This window comes from Paenibacillus aceris, from assembly GCF_017874035.1.
In the GTDB taxonomy this organism is placed as follows: domain Bacteria; phylum Bacillota; class Bacilli; order Paenibacillales; family NBRC-103111; genus Paenibacillus_E; species Paenibacillus_E aceris.
Map to the genome: position 1 here is coordinate 201,681 of NZ_JAGGKV010000006.1, position 25,730 is coordinate 227,410.

Sequence of the window (25,730 nt, forward strand, 5' to 3'; positions counted from 1 at the left end):
CGCCTTCCTACCAAGAATCCTGCAATATCTGACACGCCCTGTAATAAATTTATGTGAAAATGAAAGCATTTTCATAAAACAAAGTGTTTTAGGATTCTCCAAATAATATTTCCCATAATAGTCATTACCATGATTGAATTTTGTACATTATGAGAAAACTTGTATCAACGTCCAACACTCTTTACTTATATATGCTCGCAGGACGTCAAAAGCAAGGCCATTTCGCGTACATGCGCGGCCCTTTTATGAAACCAATGGATGGAATTTGAGCGGAATCGCACCGTTTGCGGTAGAAGAATACAATGGATTAGTAGCTCGCGATATGCGACAATACATGTATCAAGGCAGGTTTGGCCAGGTTGCACTCCAAGGAGGAATACTCATGGACACAAAAAGCTCTTCGATCATTCATAAAACGGAAAAATACGGAGCACATAATTACCACCCGCTGCCTATCGTCATTTCAAAAGCGGAAGGCGTTTGGGTCGAGGATCCGGCTGGCAATCGCTATATGGATATGCTTAGCGCTTACTCGGCTTTGAATCAAGGGCATCGTCACCCCCATATTTTGAAAGCGCTCCATGAACAAGCCGAGAAGGTCACCTTGACTTCAAGAGCCTTTCATAGCGAAAAACTTGGGGCGTTTTATGAAAAATTAGCGATATACACAAATAAGCCGATGATTTTGCCGATGAATACCGGGGCGGAAGCGGTCGAAACAGCGGTAAAAGCAATTCGCCGATGGGGCTACGACGTGAAAGGAATTCCAGCCGATCAAGCGGAAATTATCGTTTGCGAGGGCAATTTCCACGGACGTACGGTGACGGTCACTTCGTTCTCTTCGTCGCCGGAGTATAAGCGCGGCTTCGGGCCTTTCACGCCGGGCTTCCGCATCATCCCTTACGGGGATGTGGAGGCGCTTCGCGCGGCTATCGGACCGCATACAGCCGGGTTCTTGTTCGAGCCGATTCAGGGCGAAGCCGGCATTGTCATTCCGCAGGACGGTTACCTGCGGGAATGCTATGAGCTATGCCAAGCGAATCGGGTGCTTTTCGTCGCGGACGAAATCCAGACGGGATTCGGCCGTACGGGCCGCCGCTTCGCCACGGACTGGGAAGGCGTCACGCCGAACCTGTACATTATGGGCAAAGCGCTCGGCGGCGGTGTTTTTCCGATCTCGGCTGTGGCCGGAGATCGGGAGGTGCTTGAGGTTTTCGAGCCTGGTTCCCACGGCTCCACCTTCGGCGGGAACCCGCTTGGCTGCGCTGTCGCAATCGCGGCGCTAGAGGTTATCGAGAACGAGCGGCTCGCAGAGCGCTCGGATGAGCTTGGGGCGTATTTCCTGAAGCGGCTTCAGGAAATTCAGTCCCCGCTGATAGCGGAAATTCGCGGACGCGGACTGTTCATTGGTATTGACCTTACGGTTTCGGCTCGCCCGTTCTGCGAACAGCTGAAGGAGAAGGGCTTGTTGTGCAAGGAGACACACGAGCACATTATTCGCTTCGCTCCTCCGTTGACGATTACGAAGGAGGAGCTGGATTGGGCATGGCAGCACGTGCATGATGTGCTGAGCGGGGCTTAGCGCGCGGAAGCGCTGATAAATCCTGTGCTTCGGTTTCTGGAGCTGAGGAAGTTTTGGATACTTTAAGGTGATATTCCGACGTTTCAGAGCCAATTTTGTTGGTGGTGGTTTGCCGGTTACGGCTTACGGTTCGCTGCTAAACGCTAGCCGTCAAAAAGGTGCTAACCTCCAAGTAGATTATTCTACTTGAGGTTAGCACCTTTTCTTTGTTGACCCTATTTTTGTACAGCAGAACTACAGGGCGCTATTTGTGCAAAATCCGCAAATTCCGGATAAAAGTGGGAACTACAGGGCCTTATTTTTCAAAAATTCCCTAAATCCGCCCAATAGATAATAGTGAAATAGCGGACCACAGTTCCCTCTCGAATGCCTAATAGCTGCTTTTTAGCCAAATAGCGGCTTAGTGTTCCCTTAACATAATAAGGAGGCTGGTTATTATGTCTTTCTTGACCAAGACAGCCGCTTGGTTCTATTCACTCACAAACACAAGTGTCCCAAAACGCTGCGGAATATGGAAATTCACTTTACCGGTGGGTGACCACGCCCAGTAATGCCGATTACCTTCGATATCGTCATCAATCCGGTAAAGATTCCACCCCCACCTGACGCCATGTCTAGGAACTCGTTCCTCCTCGCGCCCGACCAGCAAATCCGCAAAAGGAATGCGCAGCTCGTAATGCTTCCATCCGTCCACCCCGTCGGATACGGCCGTATGCAAGCCCTTCGCATCCCAGGCCACATCCACCTCTTTGTGTCCATTGAGTCTGTTGTGGATCAAAGCATCGAATTCTACGCCCCGCGGGCTGAGCTCGAATTCATAATAGACTTTACCTGTGCCAATGATATCGAGAAACACTTCCACGACATCCTCTTCATAGATAGGATCGTCACGCTGCTCCATCGTCGCCACAACATGATCGTCCTCGCAATCGAACCGTACGTGCAAGGCGTCAGCGGTCCAGCACGCACGGAAGCGAGTTTCCAAACGGGGCTTGCCACCCGTTACAACTTCAACCAGCGTGCCCGCAGCAATTTCATCCCAAGGAATGAGTCCATTTACAGCTGTTATGTATCGGCATTCGTATCTCATTCTAGCTCCTGTTCCTCGCTTTGCTATTAACTTTTATACACAATATTAATATCATACTCTTTGTCCAGAAAGCTAGAAATTTGATCGCGTACCTCGGACTTGACGTCTTTTAACCAGGATGCATCCAGCTTGTCGATCGTTTCCATTCTAATATTTTCATACTTGGATTTTGCTTTCTCAATTCGGGCCACCCGGTTTCGTGTAAATATGAAAAGGGATATACAGGCCAGAAGCGAGCCCGACAATAGCTTATTCGAAGTAAGCAGGTCAAGTATGACTAGCGCATTGCCGCCTGAAACTAGCAGCACTTTATGATAGAAAGAGAAGGTAACATATAGAACCAGCACCCCGGTCAGGATCGCAAAAAACCATTGAGTTTTCTTAAGCTTGTCCCACTCCTGCTTCCTATCTCTTAACTTTTCTAATAACCTAATCGCATCGTCGCTTAGATTCAGTTCAGGCCATTTCATCGGCACTCCCCCTCACTAACCATCGTATGCTTGTTCACAGCTAATCTTGACAGAAAAAAAGACCGAAAGCACCACTCATAACGCGTGGTCGAAGATGCTTTGGTCTTTAAATATTCATCTTAGAAACGCTTTTTCCCTACAAGAAACTTTTTGTTTCCTTTTTTCGCGGTCACAGGCACATGCTTATAACTGCGGATCATCGGGTTTTTGCAGAGTGGGCAAGTTGGTAAAGCTTCCGTAACGAATTCTTTGCGAACCCATGCTTTACAATCTGCCTCTTTACACTTCCAAATTTCAATCTGTTCGACTTCTGGTTTCTGTTCTTCCGTAACGGTACTCGTTGATGTAGACATTTCAGCATGTTCTCCCTGTTTCGTAGATTAGACTACTTATTATTATACAGATCCCATTTAATATCAAGTCTTTCCCGTGTTCAAAATTATTTACCAATGGTAGAATGGGTAAAGCGGCTACAAATTAGACACACAATACAAAGGTAGGAATCTTGCATGACTAATTTACTTCGAGAATGGAAGTCACAGTTTCAAGGATACAGTCGAAATATTTTGCTTTTCTTTTGGTTTAACTTTGTTTGGAACTTAGGATTGGGCATGTTCGGACTCGTTTATAATCTGTATGTGAAAAGCCTTGGCTATGAGCAAACGACTGTCGGCAGCATCGTTGGCATGACGTCACTGGCTGCAGCCATTATTCTTATTCCGGCAGGTATGATGAACGATCGGTTGGGACCCAAACGCGTCATTACATTTGGTCTCGTTTTTACCATTGTCGCTTTGACTGTGCGCTCTTTATTTGAAGCCGAAGGAGGCATGCTGATTTCCTCTTTCTTCGGAGGTATGGCGCTTGCGGTTGTTTCGGCAACTATTCTGCCTTTTATGGCGAATAATTCTGCCCCGCAGCAGCGTGTGCACTTATTCAGCTTTAATATGGCGCTCGTCATGATTGCAAATGTCGTTGGCATTGCACTTGGTGGCGTTCTGTGCGACTTTTTTCAATTCATCATTGGGCTTGAGGAAATCTTGAGTTTGCGATTTACTTTATTAATTGGGGTAGCCATCGCCGCACTTGGCATCATTCCTATAGCTTTATTTGAAAAGACCGAAGTTGAGATACAACAGCCGAAGGAATCCCTTGGTATCGTGCATTCATGGCGCGTACATAAAACATCCCTTCAAGTCATCGCTATTTTCTGTCTGTTGGGATTGCTCTCAGCCATCGGCGGTGGCATGATTGTCCCTTATTTAAATGTGTATTTCGAGGATCGATTTGAAGCATCGAAGTCCGCGATCGGCATTGTTGTCGCCCTAGGCCAAGGCGCTACCGCAATTGCCTTCCTTATCGGACCTATGATTGTGAAGAGATTTGGGGAAGTCAAATCCGTTGTATATTTACAATTGTGTTCCATCCCGTTCCTCCTCTTGACTGCTTTCTCTGCTAATTTCTATTTGTCCTCGGGCGGGTATTTGTTCCGGCAGGCACTGATGAACGCGGCGAATCCATTTTACAACTCGGTCAAAATGAGCTATGTTCACCGCTCGCTGCGCGGACTAGCCTCCTCTTCAGGAGAAGCCGTCTTTAACCTCGGATGGTTTTTGGCAGCTCCCGTTAGTACAGGCCTGGTATTTCGTCACGGCCCCTATTACGGATATGCGTATGCCTTCTGCATCACAGCTGTAGTCTATACCGTAATCTCTTATTTATTCTATTTCTTTTTCGGAAAAAACCGATTCAAACCAGTTGAAGATTCTCAATAAAAAATGATTCTTTTCTATCGTTGACTTAAGCGATGGAAAGGAAATACAATAAAATGAGAGCGCATTCATAGCATCTGCTATGAGCTCATTAAGTCGATTTTTGATTGTGAGGGGACTGCAAATATGAAGAATAAAGTCATCTTTAATGGACAAAGTATTGTCTTGACCTGGATGATCTCCTATATCGTTATTCTCCTTTTACCTGTCGTTATCGGCTTATTACTGTACATGGAATCCAACAAAACGCTGAAAGAGGAGATCCAGCAAGCCAACGATTCTTTATTGAAACAAGTTCGCGAGGTCATGGATAACCAATTCAAAGCGATGGAGCAGCTGAACTTCGAAATTACCTGGAATGTGAATATGCAGGAGCTGCTCTATTCAAATAAATACGAAGCTTTCCCCAAGGAGTATCGCTATGATATTTCCCAAATCGCACGTATGCTTTCCATGTACAAAACCTCCTATCCGCTGATAGATTCTTTCTATATCTATTTGTATAAAGATCAGTCTGTTATTCTTCCTACCACTGTCAGACCAAGCGCTTTTGCCTATCAAACCTTGCATATGAGCGATGACTTCTCTTTCTCAGCCTGGCAGGACATCATGACTCGTCCCAATTTCAAAGGTTTTATCCCGATGACACGGATCGGCGATGATAATAAGCTTCGCAAAACAGTTGCCTATATTAGCACGTACCCTGTCGAGCATAACCAACCGCTCGCCACGAATGTGATTATGGTGGATCAATCACGCATTCTTGGAGCCATTCAAAATATGGAAATTTTCAATAAGGGCCACGTTTTAATTTTAAATAATGAGAATCAAATTCTGGCTTCCAATTCCGCCGATGCGCTTCCGGGCGATTTCCCTTACGATAAATTAGCAAATACGCCGAACTTCTATTTTTCCGGCAACAACGGCGAGAAATACGAAGTTTTTAACATTCAGTCCCCCCGTTCCAAATTAAAATACGTGTCCATCATGCCGAGTACGATTTATTGGCAAAAGGCCGCTCACATCCGTAACCTAACGTATATGAGCATGGGCATTTCGCTGCTTGGCGGCGGTATTCTAACTTTCGTCTTTTTAAGAAGGAACTATAACCCTGTTCGGCGTTTGGTACATGCTTTTTCCAAAAAGCAAACCTTTGCCTCGGGCCAGCGCTACAATGAGTTCCATTTCATTCAAGAAGCCGTGGACAGCACTTTGCTTGAAATGGCTGATTTCAAGAGCAAAATGGAGCAGCAGCGGCATATGGTCCGCGCTCATTTCATTGAAAAACTCTTAAAAGGGAAGCACGACCGGCATATCCCCATTGCTGAAGCCTTAACAAGCTTTGATATGAAGCTGGATAAGAAAGATTTTGCCGTTATGCTGCTGGTCGTCGATAAAAGCGCGCCGTTCTTTGAACGGATTACCCATACGTCGGACGAGGATAAATGGAAGCTGCTTCAATTCATTATCATGAATGTCGTAGAAGAGCTTCTGTCAAAGCGGCATCGCGGCTACGCGACGGAGATTGACGACTCTCTTGCCTGCTTAGTCAACTTAACGCTGGACGAGGGCGAAAACGGCAAAGAAGAACTGCTGCGCATCGCCCAAGAGACACAAGCATTCCTCTCCGCTACTTATGACATTCAACTTACGATCTCGATCAGCAGTATACATCAGCAAATTTCTAATGTGCCTCAAGCTTTCTTAGAAGCGTTAGATTCCATGGCCTTTAAGCTTGTTATGGGAGGGCGGGAGATTCTCGCATACGACGACTTGCAAGCTAATCAGGCGTGCGAGCCAGCTTCAGGCTATTATTATCCGATGCAGGTTGAACAACAGTTCATGTATGCCGTTAAATCCGGTGAACTGGAGCAAGCCCAGGGAATCCTTGCTGAGATTATGAACAGAAATTTTGAAATCCGGGGGATCTCCGTTTCCTTAACCAAATGCCTGATGCTATGTTTGATCACAACGATGATGAAAAGCATTAGTGAAACCGGAGATATTCAGGAAAGCTTCTTCATCCGCAACCCCAAACTTATCGACCGGTTATTAAGCAGTAAAAACGTTGAAGAAATGAATCAGTATTTGAACGAAATGCTATTGCAAGTATGTACTTACACGGCAGCCAAACGGCAGGTTGCCATCTCCCAAACGCGGCAAAAAGCGCATCAGCAGCTTGTGGATGAAATATCTGATTTTATTGAGGACAATTATACGGATGCGAATCTGAATGTAACCATGATTGGCAGCCATTTTGACCGCAAAGCCACCTATTTGTCGAAGCTGTTCAAGGATTATGCAGGAGAAGGCCTGCTGGATCGCATTAATAAAGTCAGGATCGACAAGTCCAAGCAGCTGCTGAGAAAGCAGGAACAATCCGTCGGAGACGCCGCAAACGGGGTTGGGTTCAACGATATTAATGCCTTCATTCGCGTCTTCAAAAAAGTCGAGGGAATTACACCTGGGAAATACAAGGAATTAATTGAAAAGTAACTGCTTTGGGCAGCCGATTGGCTGTCCTTTTCATTTTTCGGGGTCCATTTTGGCTATTTTGAAGACCGAATTGGATATTTTGTAGAGCATAATTCAATAATTCGAGAAGCAATTGGACATTTTGCAGATAGCTCAATTGTAAGCGTTATCATATATTTGAATTGTGACATACGGCACCTCATCCAGCAGATTCATATGCACTTGTTAGGCGTAAAAAAAACTCTCAGGAGGTCAACCTATGCAAAAAAACAGAAAAAAGATGTTTACTGTGCTTGTCGCAACAACGTTAATGGGAAGCTTGACTGTCGCTTGTTCATCATCCAACACGCCGACAGCCGAAACTAGCGCCAATCCGAAAGCGACTGCCGCGGGAACGACAGCTCCGGCGGCTGCCCCTGCTTCGTATCCGCTGAAAACAGACAAGACCCTAACGTACTGGGGCGAACTGCCTGGCAACGTAACGGGGGTTAAAGCTGCTCACGCAGACATTCCTTTCTTCCAGGATTGGCAGAAAAAGACCGGCGTTCCTTTGAAATTCCTAGCGCCTCCTACGAATCAAGGGCAGCAAGCATTGAACGTTTTGTTAGCATCGGGCGATCTCCCGGATATGATCGAATTTGACTGGCAAGGGGCATTTCCCGGCGGTCCAGAAAAAGCGATCAAAGACGGCTATATTTTGAAACTCAATGATACGATTGATAAATTTGCACCTAACTTGAAGAAATATCTCAAAGAACATCCTGAAATCGACAAACAAGTGAAAACCGATAACGGCAGCTACTATTCCTTCCCATTCATTCGCGGCGATGATTACTTGCGTGTATATCAAGGTCCAATTATCCGGAAAGACTGGCTGGATGAACTAGGTCTGCCGATTCCTGAAACGATTGACGATTGGTACACGACACTCAAAGCCTTTAAAGAGAAAAAAGGCGCTACCGCTGCTTTCTCGGTCGTTAGCGTTCCAAGACCTTTCAACGAATTAGGAAACGGCGCTTTCGCAGGTGCTTATGGCGTGACGCGTGATTTCTATATTGACAATGGCACCATTAAATTTGGTCCGGCTGAAAAAGGCTACAAAGACTTCCTTGCAACCCTTCACAAATGGTATGAAGAAGGTCTGATTGATAAAAACTTCGCAACAGCAGACGGCAAAGCTTTGGATGCCAACATGGCCTCCGGCGCAACAGGTGTTACCGTCAATAATGCAGGCGGCGGTATCGGCAAATGGCAGCCGCTCATTACTGCGAAAGATCCAAAAGGCGTGCTCGTTGCTGCGCCATATCCGGTGCTCAAAAAAGGCGACATTGCCATGTACGGCCAGAAAGACCCATCCTTCTCACCTGGCGGTATGGTTGCGATCACAGCTTCTTCCAAGAACATTGAGACTGCAGCGAAGCTTCTTGACTACGGCTACTCCGAAGAAGGTCATAATTACTTCAACTTCGGTAGTGAAGGCGTTTCCTACAAAATGGAAAACGGATATCCGAAATACACAGACCTTGTCATGAAAAATCCGGATAAATTGGCTCCGGCACAAGCACTTTCCCTATACGTCCGTGGTAACTACAACGGTCCATTCGTTCAAGATAAGCGTTACATCGAGCAATATTTGGCTTTGCAAACCCAACGTGATGCCGTTACAACTTGGCAAAAAACAGACGTAGACAAACATAAACTGCCGCCAATCACGGCTACGCCGGAAGAAAGTACAGAGCTGGCCAAAATTATGACAGACCTCAACACGTTGGTCGATGAAATGACGCTCAAAATTATTTTGGGCACAGAGCCTGTCGACTCCTTCGATAAATATCAAGAAAAATTCAAGTCCGTTAAGCTGAGCCGTGCGCTTGAAATCAAAAAAGCTTCCTTAGACCGTTACAACAAAAGATAGATAACACGCCAGGGGAGGGCATCCGCTCTCCCTTCTTTTCTAGAAAACCGCGGCGAAAGGAGAGATCTCATGCGTAAAGATGGGCAAGCTACGTTCCAAGTTCGCTTCAAGCGCGATTTTGTGCTCAATAAATATCTATACCTGATGATGGTGCCCGTACTGGTCTACTATATTATCTTCCACTATGCGCCGATGTATGGAGCTCTGATTGCATTCAAGGAGTATACCCCGAATAAAGGTATTTTGGGCAGCGCATGGGTCGGCTTCCAGCACTTTAATGATTTCTTCAGTTCCTATTATTTCTGGCGGATTCTCAAAAACACCGTGATCATCTCGCTATACTCCCTATGCTTTGAGTTCCCTGCTCCTATTATTTTGGCGATTCTGATCAATGAGTTGACGAATAAAAGATTTCAGCGTTTCGTGCAAACGGTCACCTACATGCCGTATTTTATTTCATTGATCGTTATTGCCGGGATGATCAAAGATTTTACGAATAATGGCGGACTAATCAATAACTTACTGACTCATTTTGGCGCCAGCGATACGGCGATGCTGCAGAAGCCTGAGATGTTCCGGACCATCTATATTTTATCGGAAATTTGGCAGAAAATTGGGTGGGAGTCCATCATTTATTTAGCGGCTCTCATGGGGATCGATCAAGAGCAGTATGAAGCGGCGAAAATAGACGGAGCCAGCAGACTAAAGCAGGTCTGGCATATTACCCTGCCGGGTATTCTTCCGACGATCGCCATCATGTTCATTCTGCGTATGGGGAATTTATTGAATGTTGGCTTCGAGAAAATTATTTTGCTTTACAATCCGAGCACGTACGATACGGCTGACGTTATTTCTTCCTTCGTTTATCGAAAAGGATTGATTGAATTCGGTTGGAGCTACAGCTCCGCCGTTGGCTTGTTCAATTCCGTCATCAATCTGGCATTGCTTATTGCCGCGAATAAAATCAGTAAAAAAGTTAGCCAAAGCAGCTTATGGTGAGAAAGGAGGGACTGAAGTGAAAACCAGCTACTCGGACAAAGCGTTCACTACCATCATCCATATTGTATTGCTCGCGCTTGTTATCGTTACGTTGTATCCGCTTCTCTACGTCACCCTCGCTTCCATCAGCGACGCGGGGCAATTGATTACCCATAAAGGCTTTCTGTTTAAGCCATTGGGCTTCAGCATTGAAGCTTACAAGAGCGTTTTTAACAACCCTGCTATTCTCAAAGGTTACCGGAATACGCTGTTCATCCTGGTATTCGGTGTCACAACCAACCTTATCGTCACCTCATTAGGCGCTTATGTCCTTTCACGGAAAAATGTGATGTGGAACAATGTGTTTATCTTCATCGTCGTCATCACGATGTTTTTCAGCGGCGGACTCATACCGCTCTATCTTGTGGTCAAAGGCGTAGGCTTAATCGACTCGCTGTGGGCTACGATTCTGCCTTTTGCCGTAAACACCTTTAATTTGATAATAATGCGTACTGCCTTTATGGCCGTGCCTGAAAGCCTTGAGGAATCTGCAAAAATGGACGGGGCCAATCATTTTGTCATCCTGTTCCGCATCATCATCCCGCTCTCCATGCCTGTTATTGCCGTGATGATTCTCTATTATGCTGTCGAAAAGTGGAATGGTTGGTTCTACGCTTCCATCTTCCTGAAAGATCGTGAACTCTACCCGCTTCAGCTCACCTTAAGGGAAATTCTGATCTCGAATAACACCGACTCCATGTCGACCGGTGCCAATGCGGCCGATCAATTCCAAATCGGGGAAACGATTAAATATGCGACAATCATGGTAGCTTCCGTACCGATTCTCATTTTGTACCCTTTCGTGCAAAAGTATTTCGTCAAAGGCGTCATGATCGGCGCTGTCAAAGGGTAATATCGTAATATCGCTGAAAACGAATTCGCCGCCCGCCTCTTCCTTGAGGAGGCGGCGTTTTTTCATTCCCCGCTTACTTTTGGAAGTTTTAGGCAATAGCAGTTTCTCGTAACAAACTTGGCCATACACTATAGGACCACAGTGTTACTCATTTGAGAGGAGGGGCCATCATGAAAGTTGATCTAGGATGCGGCAAGCATAAGCATAGGCATTTTTTTGGAATAGATCGTATTGACGGCCCGGAAGTGGACATGGTTTGCAATATCAATGACGGCATTCCACTGCCTGAGAATTCCGTTGAATTTGTTATGGCAAGCCGTAGTCTGCCTTATGTCAACGATCTCCTTGCCGTCATGTACTGTTGACCGCTTCAATGCCGCTATTGGTGACAACAACCGTGTACGTAATCGTATCGCCAATGATCGCGTCGATAACATCGGTGCTCTTCACGACTCTAACATCCGGCGAGGATGACAATTCACCGGTAGCGAGCTCTCTGTATGTCGGGATTATGCCAGTAAAAAGCCAAATGATTGTAACGTTCCTAGTAACCGTAAACGCCGTTGCCATCTCTGCAGAACAGTCGTTGCTTACGAGCCATGCTGAGGTGTTATATCAGTTCCGGCTGCCGGATGACCGCGTTGTCTCCGATACTGTGCTGTCCAATACTGTAAGCGTCGAGTTATTACGGCCGATGGTAGCCATCGTGATTCTTGCAAGTCCCGCTATTGCCGAGCCTGGAGAAGCCGTCTATTACCGGATTCGTGTTTCCAACACAGGCAACCTTGCGGCAAGCATCATGTTCCTTCACGATTGGATTTCCCCACTGACGACGCTGATCCCAGATACTCTGCGAATCAACGATGCTCAGATGAACCAATCGCTAAGTTCGTCTCAACCTTTGTCACTCGGTGTAATTCCTCCTCAAACCACAACGGAAATCACATATACATCTGTGATCCTTCTTCGACCGAATACAAAGCGCATTCCGCTTAGAGCGTCTGCCAATTATGTGTACCAGGTCAATGGTCCCGTTCACACAGGCACTGCGCTTTCCAATGAAGCTGTCATTCGCATTGAGGAAGCCGAAGAATGAAAAAAAGCCGGGGGCATCCAGCCACCCCGGCTTTCTCTTATTTACGATCATTGATCGCTTTAACCCATTCAACCGGAATTTTCGGCTTCCGGTCATAAGTGAGCAAGCCGTTTATTTCCTGCTCCACATCTGTTAATTGCGTATAACAATAACCTTGTACAACACCAGAATTCAGCAACGGACGTATGACGGCTCGCAGCTTTTGCTCATAGTCTTCATCGTTATCCGCGCCCGAGTACCCCCAGCCTTCCCAGTCGCTCTTTTTGTAGGCTATGCCGCCAAACTCGGTAACAAGGATCGGTTGATCTTCGTATGGGAAGCCCTCCACAAAGAGGCGGCGGTTAGCCGGCATTGCATGAACAGCTTTCTCCTTTGAGCTGTAACGCTCTTGCAGCACCTCTTCCCGCCACTCATAATCATGGATGGCGAACAAGTCCGTTTTCACCAGCTCCCAACCGTCATTGGAGATGACGGGACGCATGGGATCGAGAGATTTGGTCAAATGATACATGGTCAGCGCGTGCTGCTGCTGTCTTTTATCGATTTGAATATTGGGAACTCCCCAACTTTCATTCAGAGGGACCCAAGCAATGATCGAAGGATGGTTATAATCGCGTTCGACAGACGCTTGCCACTCTTTTGTAAACCGTCCTACATACTTTTCCGTATATTCATAAGCATTCGCCGCCTCGCTCCAAACGACAAGACCGAGCTGATCGCACCAGTACAAATATCTGGGATCTTCCAGTTTCTGATGCTTGCGGGCGCCGTTAAAGCCCATCGCTTTCGTCAGCTCAACATCCTGCTTAATCGCCTCATCACTAGGCGGCGTCAAATTTCCGTCCGGGAAATAGCCTTGATCCAGCACCATTTTCAGAAAGTAAGGACGATTGTTGAGACAAAGCTTGCCATTCTCGATTGAAACCTTGCGCATCCCGAAATAGCTGGTCACGACATCAACCGCTTGTTCATCGATCAACAGGGTGAATGTAACATCATATAAATTCGGATGTTCCGGCGTCCACCAACCGCCAAGTCCATGATCGTTAAAATCGTTCAAACGAACCTTTCTAGCGCCTGTGCTGTCTTTCAGCAAATAAGTGTCCTCCGAAACCAGCTCGCCTTTATAGGTAATTTCAACCTTCACCTGCTGCTTAACCTGCGGTTTAGAGACTTCAATGAAAAATTGGAATTCCACCTGCTTTTCATCGATATCCGGGGTGATTTTCACTTTATCCAAATAGGCGTCGGCAGATACCGCTTCCATCCATACCGTTTGCCAAATGCCTGTCGTGCGTGTATAGAAAATGCTTGCCGAATCCGAAAGCCAGTACTGCTTCCCTCTGGGAAGCGTCACATCCCGGCTGTAATCGACGGCTTTGACAACCAATGTATTCTTCCCATCCTCCAGGGCATCGGTAATATCCGCATGAAACGGTGTATGTCCGCCTTCATGCACAGCTACCAAGTTGCCGTTTACCCAAACGGAAGCATCGTAATCAACCGCCCCAAAGTGGAGCAAAATCCGCTTATTTGCAAATGCATCCGGAATGACCAACTCTCTGCGGTACCACACAACATCATGAAATTCATTGCTGCCGATACCGCTTAGCTTACTTTGAAAAGCGAATGGGACTTGAATCGTTTTGGATAGTGCTTTATTCCCTAAATGCCACTTCTCTTTGCTGCCAATGCGTTCATCATCAAATTCAAACTCCCAATCGCCATTCAGGTTCATCCAACTGTCTCGTACAAATTGAGGTCTTGGGTATTCTGCTCGGGGTTGATTAGTCATGGGTAACAGCTACCTCCATAATGTTAATTAATAAGTTAATTAAATAAGTCGAATACAACTAAGACTATTATCATCCGAAGCCGAATAACTGTCAATACATGTTATTCAATTAACTCTTGGGTTACACAAAACAAAAAAAGAACGAAACAGGAGTAATTCCTGCATCGTCCCTTTCCTTAATCCATGTATCCGGCGAATCCATGCTGCATCAAGTACGCCATTTCCGCTTCCAAAATGGTGTCCACCGCCAGCTCCGTTAATTTCACATCCGGCCTGCTCAGAATATGATCGATCAACTCGTCGCTGTCGATGTCTACTTCCCCTTTAGCATTTTCTTCGGCTTTGAGTATGTACGCTTTCTCGTACTTTAGCACGAGCTCTATTTGCTTCGTATCTGCCTTTGATTTTTCAGCGATAAAACGGATAAGCTCTTGTTCATTTAATTCCTTGCTCATGATGGGTCATCTCCTATTGTCCTATTCGTGTTTATAACTATTGTAACATAGTTGTCCCACTTTTTATTTGTCGCACCGCATACACGTGTTGCCCGCCTCATGTTAACATAGAAAGAGATGGAAAAACATACCTAAAACACAAACAATAAGGGGGCTAATATGGATCTAGAACTACGCGTAGCCGCTTTGGAAAAAAAGGTTAAAGAACTTGAGCAACTCCTAGACCATGCGCTGGATCGAAAAAAGGCCTCGGAATCTCAGTTGTCAGATTGGCCGCCTCCTGAAGCGGAACGATCACAGCCGTCTCCTCCGCATCGAGATACCAAGCCCAAGCTGCCCACTCCCGCTCCCCCGAGAGATTGGGAGCATTTAATCGCCCGCATCTGGCTGCCGCGCATATTTATCATCGTCTTCCTGCTAGGCGTTCTCTGGGGCTTTACAGCTGCCGTGAGTGCCGGGATTATCACTGAACCGGTGCGTTGTATTCTGGGAATCGCAGCCGCAGGTCTTATGTATTGGCAAGGGGAAGCGCAAATGCGCCGCACGCGTACAGCGCTGGGGCAAGTGCTGCTCGGCGGAGCGAGCGGGGTTCTGATGCTGTCGCTTTTCGCGGCGCATATGCTCTTTGAGCTCCTCCCCTCTTTACTTGCGTTTGTTCTATACATACTTTCTATTGCAGTGAGCGTGTTTACAGCTATTCGCCACCGATCTCAGGCACTCATGATCATCACCCTGCTCGCCGGTTATCTTGTTCCGTTCATGGTCGACTCCGCACATCCAAATATATGGATATTTGCTGGTTATGAGGGTCTTTTTTCCATGGCCATGATGCTGCTCTCCTTGCGGTATTCCTTCCGCGGTGCTTATTATACCGCCTTTGGCGTACTCCATCTGCCGCTGCTCATTTCGACCCTATTCACTCATGATGCGAATGACCGTCCCGCTCTGCTCACCATTGTCGTCTTGCAGCATCTGCTCCTTTTCGGAATTGGGCTTCTGCGATCGGAGGACAGCCGAATCGGACAGCGTATCACTTTGTTCTTAAGCTTTGGTCTGCTTGCGGCGTGGACATACGGATTGTACGGTACTTCATCCGGAGATAGGCACCTCTATGAGTGGATGCTCGCCCTATGGTCGATTTTGTATCTCGGCACATCCTTCTTGCTTTACCGGCAAAAACGTGCTTTCTATGTACAACTTTCGATCGCAACCTTCAGTATTTTCCTATGGCTTATTTACATCCTTCATGCCGACCAAGCCGGATCAGCGCTGCTAGTCGAAGGCGGGATAGCTCTCTATCTGGGCATCCGTTTCCACAGCAGAATGCAGCAAATCAGCGGTGCTCTCACCTATTTCATCGGGATGCTGTTTGTATTCGCCCATCCCATCCATCACATAGGATCCAATGAGTCATTCGGTTGGCTGGTGCTCGTGGCCACCATTTGCGGCCTCTATGCCGTCTTTCGTTCTTCTGCCCGGAAAGGCATTGTATCGGTGCAATTCCCTCTGTTATTGCTATGGATGGCATTCATTCTGCTGCTTATCTACGTCTCCCAGTTAACGAATGTCCTAACTAACGGGCTGGGAGTCGGCTACCAACATCTTATCCTCTCAGGGGTCTGGGCGGTATACGCCGTGCTTCTCATTATTGCAGGACTGTTTGTGCGGCGGGCGAAGGCGCGTCTGATCGGCATCCTTTTCTTATTCGTTACTTTGCTCAAAATCATTTTCATTGATTTACCTGACGTATCGACCGCCATCCGTGCCATCCTTTTTATCGGACTTGGGGCTATAGGAGTTGGGATTTCCAGGTTGTTTTATAAACGTAAGGAAACTAAAGATTGTTGACTTAACCTACAAACCTTCACTCCACTACCTCGTGGATGTGAAGGTTTTTTTCATTTTTGGGGGGACATAATAGAATGTGAACTTTCCTTGAAATCATTGCATTACCCCTAAAAATAGCGTATATTCTAGTCTTGCATATAAAATTTTAAATATATTATGTATTTTTTTACAAATACATACATTCATATGATGAAGAGGTGTATCAGTCATGATTTTGAAAAAAACAGCTGCAGGCGTGATCCTGCTTACGATGATGGTTACCGGAGCAGCCTGCTCCTCAGCACCGAAAAATACAACAACAAGCCCTGCTCCAACGACTAGCGCTGCTGCTTCACCGCAAGCAACCGCCGAAACTCAGGACGCTGTCAATATGAAAGGCTATATCAGTGCCAGAATTGCACAAGAGAAAGTGGGCTTCCTCTTCGGAGAAGCGAAATCCAAAGATGGTAAGCTTATTCTTAACCCTATCGCAGCTGATAGCAAAGAGAAAGCTGTCAAATTCCTTTCCAGCTATTTCGATGCGGCGATGGCCGATAAATTAGCAGCTCACTACTTGACTGAGCAGAAGGCAGACGGAGCCATTGTAACGAGCCCAGCCGAGTTCTTCCCGACTAACCTGTTGAATACATCCAAAGCGGATATCACGTTCGATGCGGCGAATACAGCGGATCAAGTCAAATTCACGACCAAAGACGGCGCGACCTACACGACCAAAAAAGTAAACGACAAATTCGTTGTCACTGACGCAGCGAAAAAATAAGTTCAACCTAAATGAACAGGCGAATGCGATATTCGACCTGTTCTTTTTTCTTTTGCATGTCCGGGAAGACGCACGAAAAACCTAGCCTGCGGCTAGGTCCTTGTCTTGTTCGAGCATGGGGAGGGAAGTGGTTATTGGGATCCAACCGGACGCTTTCGCTTTGCCACCCCATATCCATTCCCTTTTTGTTCTGCTTTTTGCTACCTCTGCATAAGGCTGGATACATCGTCATGCTACATACGCTTATCCCAAACATGGATGCCCCGCCATAAATAGGGGAACTCCGTTCCCTTATTTATGTGCAAATAGCCGAATTTCGCGGGTTTGGGGGAACTACAGGCTCTTATTCAACCTCCATCCTCCAACTATGTGTCAAAATGGCGAAGTAGCGGACCCTAGTTCCCTTTCCTTCACGCAAAGGGATCTTTTTGGCAAAATAGCGGCCTGTCAGTTCCCCTATCAAAAAAGAGACCCACAGCAACGGGCTGCGGGTCTTAAGGTATATATATTTTAAAGGGGGTCGAGTTCTAGTATAAGCCTGTTTCATTAAAAGCAGATGAAAAACACATTTCTTTTTGATTACAAATTACTGTAGACATTGTAATAAAACGGTATTATGGCACCTTGACGATAAAAGGCACGATGAATACTTCATTCTGATGCTGAAATTGACCCCATATTTTGTAGATACCGCTCTTGGGGAAGAGGATGGCGAAGCGTGCCTCAGGACCCGAGCCCTTCTGGTCATTGGGATGGACGTGGACATACTCCTTCGCATCGGCGCTGATCGCAACCACATGCCCCAAACTGCCGAGAAAAGGCTGCAGATCCGTAATAGGCTGTTTCGTTACCGCATTCTTAATTGTGAAGATCATATCTAGACTCATGCCCGCCATCAGATGGTCGAACGACAGTGTCACTTCTTTGTCTCCTATTTTTTTGGAGAGAGTCGTATCCGGCTGAAGCACGGTTTGCTTCGGTTCCTTACCGTTAATCGTAACCCAGTGCGTTTGCACCGTCTCGCCCATCCCCTGCGGTGTGAAATCGGCAATAAGCTGATAATAGCCTGCTGCCGGGAACTTCGTCTTGACCTCGAACTGTCCTTTTCCAACGTATTCGGGATGCAGATGGTCAAAATAGGAAAGGTCCTTGCTCACCACGATCAGGTGCATCAGTTTCTCATGCATAAGGTCAAAAGCATCAATCGGTCTATTCCATTTATCTTGAATGAGAATGGTGATCGTTGCTTCTTCATTCGGCATATAACGATCCGCGGCAACTGAAAAATGCGCAATCGCTTCACTGCTGTGAACATGCGCCTGCGCAGCTCCGGGCATCTCCATTCCTGTCATGTCAGGTGTGACCGTTTGCTTCCCGCAAGCGGCTAATAGAACAGCCACGCTCATGAGAATCCATACAAGCTGTTTCATTGATTTTTCCCAGTTCGCAGCGGAGTCGTCAGTATACTTAATCCCATTGAGGACAGGCCGCAAATAAACATCGTGCCTCCCCACAGCTCAGGGGTCCAATCTAACGTGTGGAACATGCGTAAATCCGCAAAATATAAGCCCCATATGAGAACAGGAAGCAAAAAGAACACCCCTCGAAATTGCCACGAGCCTGGATCTCTCTCTTTCATCCATGAAAATAGCACATCCCCGACAATCCCGCTAATGAGCAGAATCACAATAGAGCCGTAATGCGTAAAGCCATCAAGAACAGCCATCAATACAGCCTCAAAAACAAAGAAATAAGTCACCGTGCCAAATGGCAGCTTCCATCGCCTTAAAACAAGCATGACGGGTAAAACGAGTACCATCGTTGTTACCAGAAAATCCACAACAGCTTTAGCCACTGCGTCTTGCTCCCTAGCCATCCATAAATTTTGGCGAAACGACCAGGCATACATGAGAAAAAAAGCCATCACGGCAAAGGTTAACGCCACCGAAGTCAAAGCTGGCAGCAACCGGCGAAAGCTTGGCGACGCCTCCTTCTCCGTGTAACTCATCGCACGATACGGGCTGGTCAGAATCATCAGCGCTCCGGTCAATAGAATTAGATGCGTTGGACTTAGGAGTGCCTCAATATTTTTTTCGATACCAAAAATTGTATGCCACAGCATATCGCCAAGCCCGCCGATGAAGAAGATGATAACTCCCGCTGCGCCTAGTCCATAGCCTGTCGGAACCGCCGCAGCCCATGTGGCTTGGCGGGTTCTTGCTTTATTCTGATAAGTAATCAAATAAATCCAGATCGCACAAGCCAAGTACCCCGAGTACAAAATGGCATGCCATGGCGTAAAAAAAGTTTCGACCGCACCGTGGTTATGAGCGAAGCCATCGATAAATAATCCTACAATCAACCACTTTCCCATCAGCATCGTAACGGCATGCTTTGCAATGCTGATGTTTCCCACGGATCGCGCCTCATTCAGTTGTACTGACAAATCGATCATCCCCCAACATTTGTCATGATTACGGTACTATCATAACATAGCTAGTCGATCGATGAGATCCATATGACACCTTTTTTCTGCAGTTCATTCAGCCACTCCTTGGGAGCAGGAACATCGCTTACAATGATGTCGATCTCTTTTAAATCCGCAATTTTGTAAAATTGCACAAGCCCGAACTTCGAGTGATCGCAGAGTACGATGTTTTGTTTGGCAAATTTCATCATTTGCTGCGTCAATTGACCTTTGCTTTCTTCAAAACCCGTGATCCCTTTGTCCAGCATCATGCCGTCCACGGATAAGAACGCCTTATCTGCATTGAAGTTTTCCACCATCTTCTCAGCCAATAGCCCTGTTACCCTGGAATGCATAGCGTTAACCTTGCCGCCAATCATAAAGATGTCCCCTGAGAACAGTCCTTTATTTTTATAGTCAATTAGCAAGTACAGGGCAGGAATGGATATCGTTAGAACCGTCAGGTTTTTCTTGTTGAGTAAATAATCGATGATGTGCAGAGTTGTCGTTCCGTCATCAATGAAGATGACGTCATTATCCTCAACAATCGTCGCTGCCGCTCTGCCAATTCTCCGCTTCTCGTCCGCGTACAGCACTTCCCTTTTCAGGTGTGAAGGCTCATCCCGGGACAAATTAATTTTGACCGCGCCGCCGTATACCCGTTTCAATTTATTTTCTTCCTCCAGCTCCTCCAAATACCGGCGTATCGTCTCTGAAGAAACTTCCAAACGTTCGACCATATCATTCGTCTTGACTTTGCCTTCCAAATTCAACTGATTGAGAATATAGTTCTTACGTTCTTCACCAATCAAAGACATAGGTTGAATCCTCCAATTTATGCATCTTTTGTACGGTAGGACGGTCTTACTTTGGCATTTGCCAAGCAGCCGTTCTCTTTTTTACCTTTTTTAAAATAAACTCGTACACCAAACGGACAGTGATATTCGTCCCGACAATAAGCGTAGACATCGCGGCAGCGGCTGCTACATCACCAGCATCTTCCATATTGACCAAGGCGACAGCCGCCAGATTCATATCCGCAGATCGGAGAAACACAACGGCAGATACTGTAACCATGGAGTTAACAAAAAAGTACATGGCGATTTCGATAATAGCCGGCAATGACATAGGGACTGTTACTCTGAGAAAGGTTTTGTAAAAAGGTACACGCATTGACTCCGAGACGAGCTCGAACTCCTTGTCCAGCTTCTTCAGCGCTGTCGTAGCCGTAATGAAGGGCACCGCATAGAAATGCGTAATGTTCGCAAGCACAATGATCGCCATAGTGCCATAAATCCAATTCAATGGATTGCTCGGATCATTAAAGAAGAAAATATATGCCAGACCAATGACCATCCCCGGAAGCGCAAGCGGTAAAATAGACAAGAAATAACCTACCTGCCGCATTCCCTTCATGGATCTGGTCTTTTCAATTAAATACGCGAAAATAAAGGTTATCATCGTGCCCGCGACCGCTGTTAGGAGAGAGACTTTAAGCGAATTCCAGAACGGCTCCAAACCTGACCCCGCCACACTCGAGAAGTCATAGTGTTTGAAGCTAAAGCTCAAATTGTACGGCCACACTTTCACGAACGAAGCGAATAATATCGTGATCAATGGAACCAAGATCGCAATTGAGATTAAGAGGCAAAATACGCGGTAAAACCTGTCCCGGGCATGTCCATCCGGCACACGATACGGCGTTGATTTCGATGAAAGCATCGAGCGCTGTTTGCGTTCTACGAAACGGTCTACAGCAAAAGCAATAATGGCAGGAATCGTGAGCAGGATACCGACCGTTGCCCCCATAGATAAGTTCTGCTGCCCGATCACTTGCTTGTAAATATCCGTTGCTAGTACGTTAAACTTTCCTCCAATGGCTTGAGGCGCCCCGAAATCCGTAAAACTAGCTGTAAAACAAACGAAAATGGCACTTATGAGGCCGTATTTGACGGACGGTAACGTTACGCTGAAAAAGGTTTTGAATTTATTCGCGCCCAGCGATTCCGCTGCTTCATAGAGCCGCTGGTCGGTCATTGACAAAGCTGTAATAAAGATCAGAAATGCCTGAGGAAATAAATAAATCACTTCAGAGATAACGATCCCAATTGGGCCGTATATGGGAATGCGGAGACCAGGCGTGAGTCCGAAAAAACCGTTCGTGATCATGCCTTGATTCCCAAACAAGTAGGTAAGTGCTATTCCATGCATCATCGTCGGCTGAAAGAGCGGCAGCAAAGCAACATAACGGAAATAGCTTTTCCCCCGGATAGCGGTGCGGCTTATGCCGTAGGCATAGGCGAATGCAAGAACAACGGCAAGTGCTGTTGAAAGCACTGAAATCCAAATCGTATTCGTTAGCGATTGCAGTAAGGAAGGCGTTGAGAAATACTGAATAAAATTGGAAAGTCCAATGAATTCCTCATTTTTATTTAACAATGCTTTGCTGAATAAGAGAATTAACGGAATTAACGTGCTTGTTGTTAATGTAAGTACTAGCAGAACAATCAACACATTTTGCAATGAAAAGAAGGTTCCCAAGTGACGTCGGATCGGCGGATTCATGCTGACTATTCCCTTGTTCATTAGGCACCTACCATGCTATCTGCCGGAAAGGTAATCATCTTCTCCTGCGGAAATTCAACGGATACCTCGGCATGTTTGGCAAGCCCGAGCTGGTGCGACGCTTGTGCAGAAACATCCACCGTCAGAAGCACATTCTGGTAGCCGCTGCTTGCTGCCGGTTGAAGCAGCACTCTGTAGAAGGCACCACGGAACTCGACATGCTTCACTACCGCTTTCATACCTTTGCTCGATCCCGGTGCAAAAAGGCGAATATGCTCAGGTCGAATTGCTAGACTTCGTCTCGGCGCCCCCCCATCCCGGTGCTCGTTCTCCAAGAAATTAATCGACCCGATAAAATCGGCAACAAAGGCCGAATTCGGCTGCTCATATACTTCTTCCGGAGTTCCCAATTGGACGACCTCGGAGTTTTTCATCACGACAATGCGATCTGCCATCGTGAGCGCTTCCTCTTGATCATGTGTGACCATCACAGTTGTAATGCCGAGCTTGTCCTGCAGTTCGCAAATCTGTTCACGAAGCTTTATGCGAACCTTGGCATCCAGTGCAGAAAGCGGTTCATCCAGAAGCAGGAAATCGGGTGACAGCACGATTGCGCGAGCCAATGCGACACGTTGCTGCTGCCCGCCGGACATTTGTGCGGGGTAACGGTCATGGAGATGCAGCAGATCAACCAATGTTAGGACTTCACGCACTTTCTCATCGATCTCTTTCTTCGAAAATTTCTTGCCCTGCAGGCCATAAGCCACGTTCTGATAAGCCGTCAGATTCGGAAAAAGCGCATAGGACTGGAACACCATGCCAAAGTTTCTTTTGGCCGGCGGCAGTGCAGTGATATCTTTACCGCCAACAAGAATGCGGCCTTGGGTCGGCTTCTCCAATCCGGCAATAATGCGCAACAGCGTCGTTTTGCCGCACCCGCTGGGGCCTAGCAAGCAAATGAATTCATTTTTCTGAATATCAATATGAATATTTTTCAAAGCGCTGAAAGATCCAAATGTTTTGTTTACCCCTTGAATGGACAAGTAAGCTTGTGTCATGATCAAGCAGCCTCCTAAGCCTTGTTAGCTCTAGTATAATCTCGATTTGTTATCGGTTTGTTAATGATAGAAAAAAGACTGCTGCAAAGCATGGTTCGCAGTCAGCCTTTTCTTGGTTTTCATTTTATTTTTTCGGTTCGCTTTTAGCGTTGAAACGCTTGTCCCACTCAGCCAGAACACTGTCGCGTTTTTTGGCTGCATCGTTCAAATCGTTCTTAATCAATTGTTTGACCGGATCAACCGTATAGCCGTCAGGGATTTTTGCAGCATCGGTCTTAATAGCTAGAATCGCGTAGTTCTTATTGTATTCTTTCATTACGTCGTCCGTAATTGCCCAATCGAGGAAGTCTTTAGCCACTTGCTTAACAACTTTCTTTTTCATGAGAGCATTTGCTTCAACATCCCAGCCGGAGCCTTCTTTCGGGAATACAACTTCAACCGGAGAACCGCTTTTCTTCTCTTGAATACCGCGGTAACCGAAGGAAATACCAATCGGATATTCGCCAGTACCAGCTAATTTGGCCGGTTTGGAACCGGAATGAACATACATCGCAATGTTATCATGCAATTTGTTCATATAATCCCATGCAGCATCGTTGCCTTTCAATTGAACCAATCCGGAAACCGTCAAGAAACCAGTACCTGAAGACGAAGGATTCGGCATTGTAATCAGCCCTTTGTATTCCGGCTTCACCAGATCCTCATAAGATTGCGGAATGGCAAGCTTACGCTTCTCCATTTCCACTTTGTTGACGATGAACGCTGTTTCCCATGCATCGATACCAACCCAGTGCGTTACTGGATTTTTATCTTTAAAATCGGGCAGAATACGTTCTACGCCTTTTGGTGCATATGGCTCTAGCATGCTGTTCTGATCAAGCACCAGCAAGCTTGTTGCAGCTAAGCCCCATACTACGTCCGCTTGCGTGTTATCTTTCTCAGCAAGCAATTTGGCTGTTACGATTCCTGTAGAATCGCGAACGATATTTACTTTGACATCCGGATATTTAGCTTTAAAAGTTGTTAAGTACGTTTTGATTTGATCATCTTCCAACGCCGTGTACACAGTTAGATCCTTGCTTTTCGTATCCACACTCACATCCGCGCTTGCTGCCGGTGCGGGTGTCCCTGTTTTCGCTCCGTCTGTACTTACCGCTTTACCGCCGCAAGCCCCTAACATAATGGCAACTGTCAACAATGCTACTGCGCTTCCTACTGATCTTTTCATCTTCCTACTCCCACCTTCATTCGAATTTATCGGCTTTGTTTTCTTTAACCTGATAAATAAAGTATAAAATAGATTTGTAAATTCAGTATTAAATACACGTAAAATGTTTGTTTTTATATTTTATTAGTTGTTTTTAAGTTTGTTTTAGACGGTTTTCCAAAATAACTGTCTTTCGATGCCTGCAAGCAATCGTTCAATATCAGGGAGATGAATATCGCCGATATTTCCGATTCGGAACGTTGCCGCGGCTGTTATTTTGCCTGGGTAGATAACAAAGCCTTCCTGCTTAATACGTGAATAGAACTCATCAAAGGAAAACACAGGTGACTCCGGGTAAAGGAATGATGTAATAATCGGCGATTGCAGCTCAGTCGCAAGTAAAGTTTGCAGGCCCATCCGCTGCATACCGGCAACCAACGTTTGTTGGTTACGAGTGAACCTTTCAAATCTGCGCGCAACGCCGCCTTCTTCCTCCAACTCCTGAAGAGCTTGATCAAAAGCTCGTACCGTATGCGTTGGCGATGTATAGCGCCATTTGCCATTGCCTTGTTCCATGGTCTCCCATTGGTCGTAGAGATCTAAGGATAAGGAGCGACCTAAGCCTTTGCACTTGAGCAAAGACTCTCTATGCGCAATGATAAATCCAAAACCAGGTACACCTTGTATGCATTTATTCGCACTGCTGATTAAATAATCGATGTTAAGCGCCGCTACATCAATCGGAATGCCGCCAAAAGAACTCATGGCATCCACAATCAACGTTTTGCCGTACTGTTTGGCTACACGGGCTACTTCCGCGACAGGATTGATCATGCCCGTAGTAGTTTCAACATGAACAACCGCAACGTGCGTGATCGACGCATCTACCTTCAGTACTTCCTCAAGCTGCTTGACATTAACAGGCTTTGTTTCGCCAGCATCCAGAACGATCGAATAAATACCGAGAACTTCCGCCATTTGAGCAATTCTTTTCCCATAAGCACCGTTAGTTAGAACGAGCAGCTTGCCTTCTTTGGGAATGACGGATCCAATAACCGACTCCACACAAAAGGTTCCGCTTCCTTGCATGAGCACTGTGGTATAATCATCCGGTTTACTGGATGCCATCGTGACAAGCCGGCTGCGAATGGACTGCACAAGTTGATTGTAATCCTGATCCCATGTACACCAGTCTCGCAGCATGGCTGCCTTCACTTTTTTACTTGTCGATAATGGGCCTGGTGTTAGCAATAAATACGGGTTATCCGGTAGTTGATTCATTGT

General features: G+C 46.3%; 23 protein-coding genes. 10 read left to right on the forward strand and 13 right to left on the reverse strand.

From position 1 onward, the window contains the following. The first annotated feature begins 382 nt into the window (after positions 1-382). The gene (locus tag J2Z65_RS13755; protein ID WP_167060946.1) at positions 383-1,582 is read left to right on the forward strand and encodes an ornithine--oxo-acid transaminase; all 1,200 of its coding nucleotides are present in this window, start codon (positions 383-385) and stop codon (positions 1,580-1,582) included. A 469-nt stretch (positions 1,583-2,051) separates the two neighbouring features. Here the strand turns inward: J2Z65_RS13755 and J2Z65_RS13760 are convergent, their stop codons facing one another. The 3 genes from J2Z65_RS13760 to J2Z65_RS13770 all read right to left on the reverse strand — a co-directional run bounded on the left by J2Z65_RS13760 (position 2,052) and on the right by J2Z65_RS13770 (position 3,495). Continuing rightward, a complete protein-coding gene (locus J2Z65_RS13760) occupies positions 2,052-2,672 on the reverse strand; it encodes a carbohydrate-binding family 9-like protein (protein WP_167060949.1) in 621 nt (206 codons plus the stop codon). Positions 2,673-2,698: 26 nt separating this feature from the next. Continuing rightward, positions 2,699-3,142, reverse strand: coding sequence for a DUF2663 family protein (locus J2Z65_RS13765; protein WP_167060953.1), 444 nt, complete (start codon positions 3,140-3,142; stop codon positions 2,699-2,701). Between the two features lie 119 nt (positions 3,143-3,261). Beyond that, positions 3,262-3,495: a cold-inducible protein YdjO-related protein gene (locus J2Z65_RS13770; RefSeq protein WP_167060956.1), complete on the reverse strand. Its 234-nt coding sequence runs from the start codon at positions 3,493-3,495 to the stop codon at positions 3,262-3,264. 156 nt (positions 3,496-3,651) lie between these two features. Between J2Z65_RS13770 and J2Z65_RS13775 the strand changes: the two genes are divergently transcribed. The 6 genes from J2Z65_RS13775 (at position 3,652) to J2Z65_RS13800 (ending at position 11,560) form a co-directional block, all read left to right on the forward strand. Then, positions 3,652-4,917 (forward strand): MFS transporter, encoded by a 1,266-nt coding sequence (locus J2Z65_RS13775; RefSeq protein ID WP_167060960.1) that lies wholly within the window; start codon positions 3,652-3,654, stop codon positions 4,915-4,917. Between the two features lie 123 nt (positions 4,918-5,040). Beyond that, positions 5,041-7,410: an AraC family transcriptional regulator gene (locus J2Z65_RS13780; RefSeq protein WP_167060964.1), complete on the forward strand. Its 2,370-nt coding sequence runs from the start codon at positions 5,041-5,043 to the stop codon at positions 7,408-7,410. Positions 7,411-7,648: 238 nt separating this feature from the next. Then, a complete protein-coding gene (locus J2Z65_RS13785; RefSeq protein ID WP_167060968.1) occupies positions 7,649-9,304 on the forward strand; it encodes a type 2 periplasmic-binding domain-containing protein in 1,656 nt (551 codons plus the stop codon). A gap of 69 nt (positions 9,305-9,373) precedes the next feature. Next, positions 9,374-10,303 carry an ABC transporter permease gene (locus J2Z65_RS13790; RefSeq protein WP_167060979.1) on the forward strand — a complete coding sequence of 310 codons (930 nt, stop codon included), beginning with the start codon at positions 9,374-9,376 and terminating at the stop codon, positions 10,301-10,303. A gap of 16 nt (positions 10,304-10,319) precedes the next feature. Continuing rightward, positions 10,320-11,195 (forward strand): ABC transporter permease subunit, encoded by an 876-nt coding sequence (locus J2Z65_RS13795; protein WP_167060981.1) that lies wholly within the window; start codon positions 10,320-10,322, stop codon positions 11,193-11,195. Positions 11,196-11,365: 170 nt separating this feature from the next. Next, positions 11,366-11,560, forward strand: a complete 195-nt coding sequence (locus J2Z65_RS13800) for a class I SAM-dependent methyltransferase (protein ID WP_167060983.1) — start codon at positions 11,366-11,368, stop codon at positions 11,558-11,560. On the opposite strand, the gene J2Z65_RS36120 is transcribed toward J2Z65_RS13800, so the two are convergent. Continuing rightward, positions 11,547-11,627 (reverse strand): hypothetical protein, encoded by an 81-nt coding sequence (locus J2Z65_RS36120; protein WP_420850843.1) that lies wholly within the window; start codon positions 11,625-11,627, stop codon positions 11,547-11,549. The two genes, J2Z65_RS13800 and J2Z65_RS36120, sit on opposite strands and share 14 nt — an antisense overlap. Here J2Z65_RS36120 and J2Z65_RS35880 point away from each other — a divergent pair. Further along, positions 11,593-12,291: a hypothetical protein gene (locus J2Z65_RS35880; protein WP_338111716.1), complete on the forward strand. Its 699-nt coding sequence runs from the start codon at positions 11,593-11,595 to the stop codon at positions 12,289-12,291. The two genes, J2Z65_RS36120 and J2Z65_RS35880, sit on opposite strands and share 35 nt — an antisense overlap. Positions 12,292-12,328: 37 nt before the next feature. On the opposite strand, the gene J2Z65_RS13815 is transcribed toward J2Z65_RS35880, so the two are convergent. Continuing rightward, a complete protein-coding gene (locus J2Z65_RS13815; protein ID WP_167060989.1) occupies positions 12,329-14,086 on the reverse strand; it encodes a glycoside hydrolase family 2 protein in 1,758 nt (585 codons plus the stop codon). A 176-nt stretch (positions 14,087-14,262) separates the two neighbouring features. After that, positions 14,263-14,541 (reverse strand): hypothetical protein, encoded by a 279-nt coding sequence (locus tag J2Z65_RS13820; RefSeq protein ID WP_167060991.1) that lies wholly within the window; start codon positions 14,539-14,541, stop codon positions 14,263-14,265. Positions 14,542-14,700: 159 nt separating this feature from the next. On the opposite strand from J2Z65_RS13820, the gene J2Z65_RS13825 reads away from it, so the two are divergent. Together J2Z65_RS13825 and J2Z65_RS13830 are read left to right on the forward strand one after the other, a co-directional pair. Next, the gene (locus J2Z65_RS13825; protein ID WP_167060993.1) at positions 14,701-16,389 is read left to right on the forward strand and encodes a DUF2339 domain-containing protein; all 1,689 of its coding nucleotides are present in this window, start codon (positions 14,701-14,703) and stop codon (positions 16,387-16,389) included. 208 nt (positions 16,390-16,597) lie between these two features. Next, positions 16,598-17,149, forward strand: coding sequence for a hypothetical protein (locus J2Z65_RS13830; protein ID WP_167060995.1), 552 nt, complete (start codon positions 16,598-16,600; stop codon positions 17,147-17,149). Between the two features lie 614 nt (positions 17,150-17,763). On the opposite strand, the gene J2Z65_RS13835 is transcribed toward J2Z65_RS13830, so the two are convergent. From J2Z65_RS13835 to phnW, 7 genes are all read right to left on the reverse strand, one after another. Further along, complete coding sequence (locus J2Z65_RS13835; RefSeq protein WP_167060997.1) at positions 17,764-18,579, reverse strand: hypothetical protein; 816 nt, start codon at positions 18,577-18,579, stop codon at positions 17,764-17,766. Further along, the gene (locus J2Z65_RS13840) at positions 18,576-19,595 is read right to left on the reverse strand and encodes a hypothetical protein (RefSeq protein WP_167061000.1); all 1,020 of its coding nucleotides are present in this window, start codon (positions 19,593-19,595) and stop codon (positions 18,576-18,578) included. Before J2Z65_RS13840 ends, J2Z65_RS13835 begins: the two co-directional genes overlap by 4 nt. A gap of 50 nt (positions 19,596-19,645) precedes the next feature. Further along, on the reverse strand, positions 19,646-20,434 hold the full coding sequence (locus tag J2Z65_RS13845) for a DeoR/GlpR family DNA-binding transcription regulator (RefSeq protein ID WP_167061003.1): 789 nt from the start codon (positions 20,432-20,434) through the stop codon (positions 19,646-19,648). 46 nt (positions 20,435-20,480) lie between these two features. After that, positions 20,481-22,202, reverse strand: coding sequence for a putative 2-aminoethylphosphonate ABC transporter permease subunit (locus tag J2Z65_RS13850; RefSeq protein WP_167061006.1), 1,722 nt, complete (start codon positions 22,200-22,202; stop codon positions 20,481-20,483). After that, positions 22,202-23,239, reverse strand: coding sequence for a putative 2-aminoethylphosphonate ABC transporter ATP-binding protein (locus J2Z65_RS13855; RefSeq protein ID WP_167061009.1), 1,038 nt, complete (start codon positions 23,237-23,239; stop codon positions 22,202-22,204). Before J2Z65_RS13855 ends, J2Z65_RS13850 begins: the two co-directional genes overlap by 1 nt. Before the next feature lie 124 nt (positions 23,240-23,363). Then, positions 23,364-24,467 carry a putative 2-aminoethylphosphonate ABC transporter substrate-binding protein gene (locus J2Z65_RS13860; protein WP_167061012.1) on the reverse strand — a complete coding sequence of 368 codons (1,104 nt, stop codon included), beginning with the start codon at positions 24,465-24,467 and terminating at the stop codon, positions 23,364-23,366. Between the two features lie 144 nt (positions 24,468-24,611). Next, on the reverse strand, positions 24,612-25,727 hold the full coding sequence (gene phnW / locus J2Z65_RS13865) for a 2-aminoethylphosphonate--pyruvate transaminase (protein ID WP_167062674.1): 1,116 nt from the start codon (positions 25,725-25,727) through the stop codon (positions 24,612-24,614). Positions 25,728-25,730 lie beyond the last annotated feature (3 nt).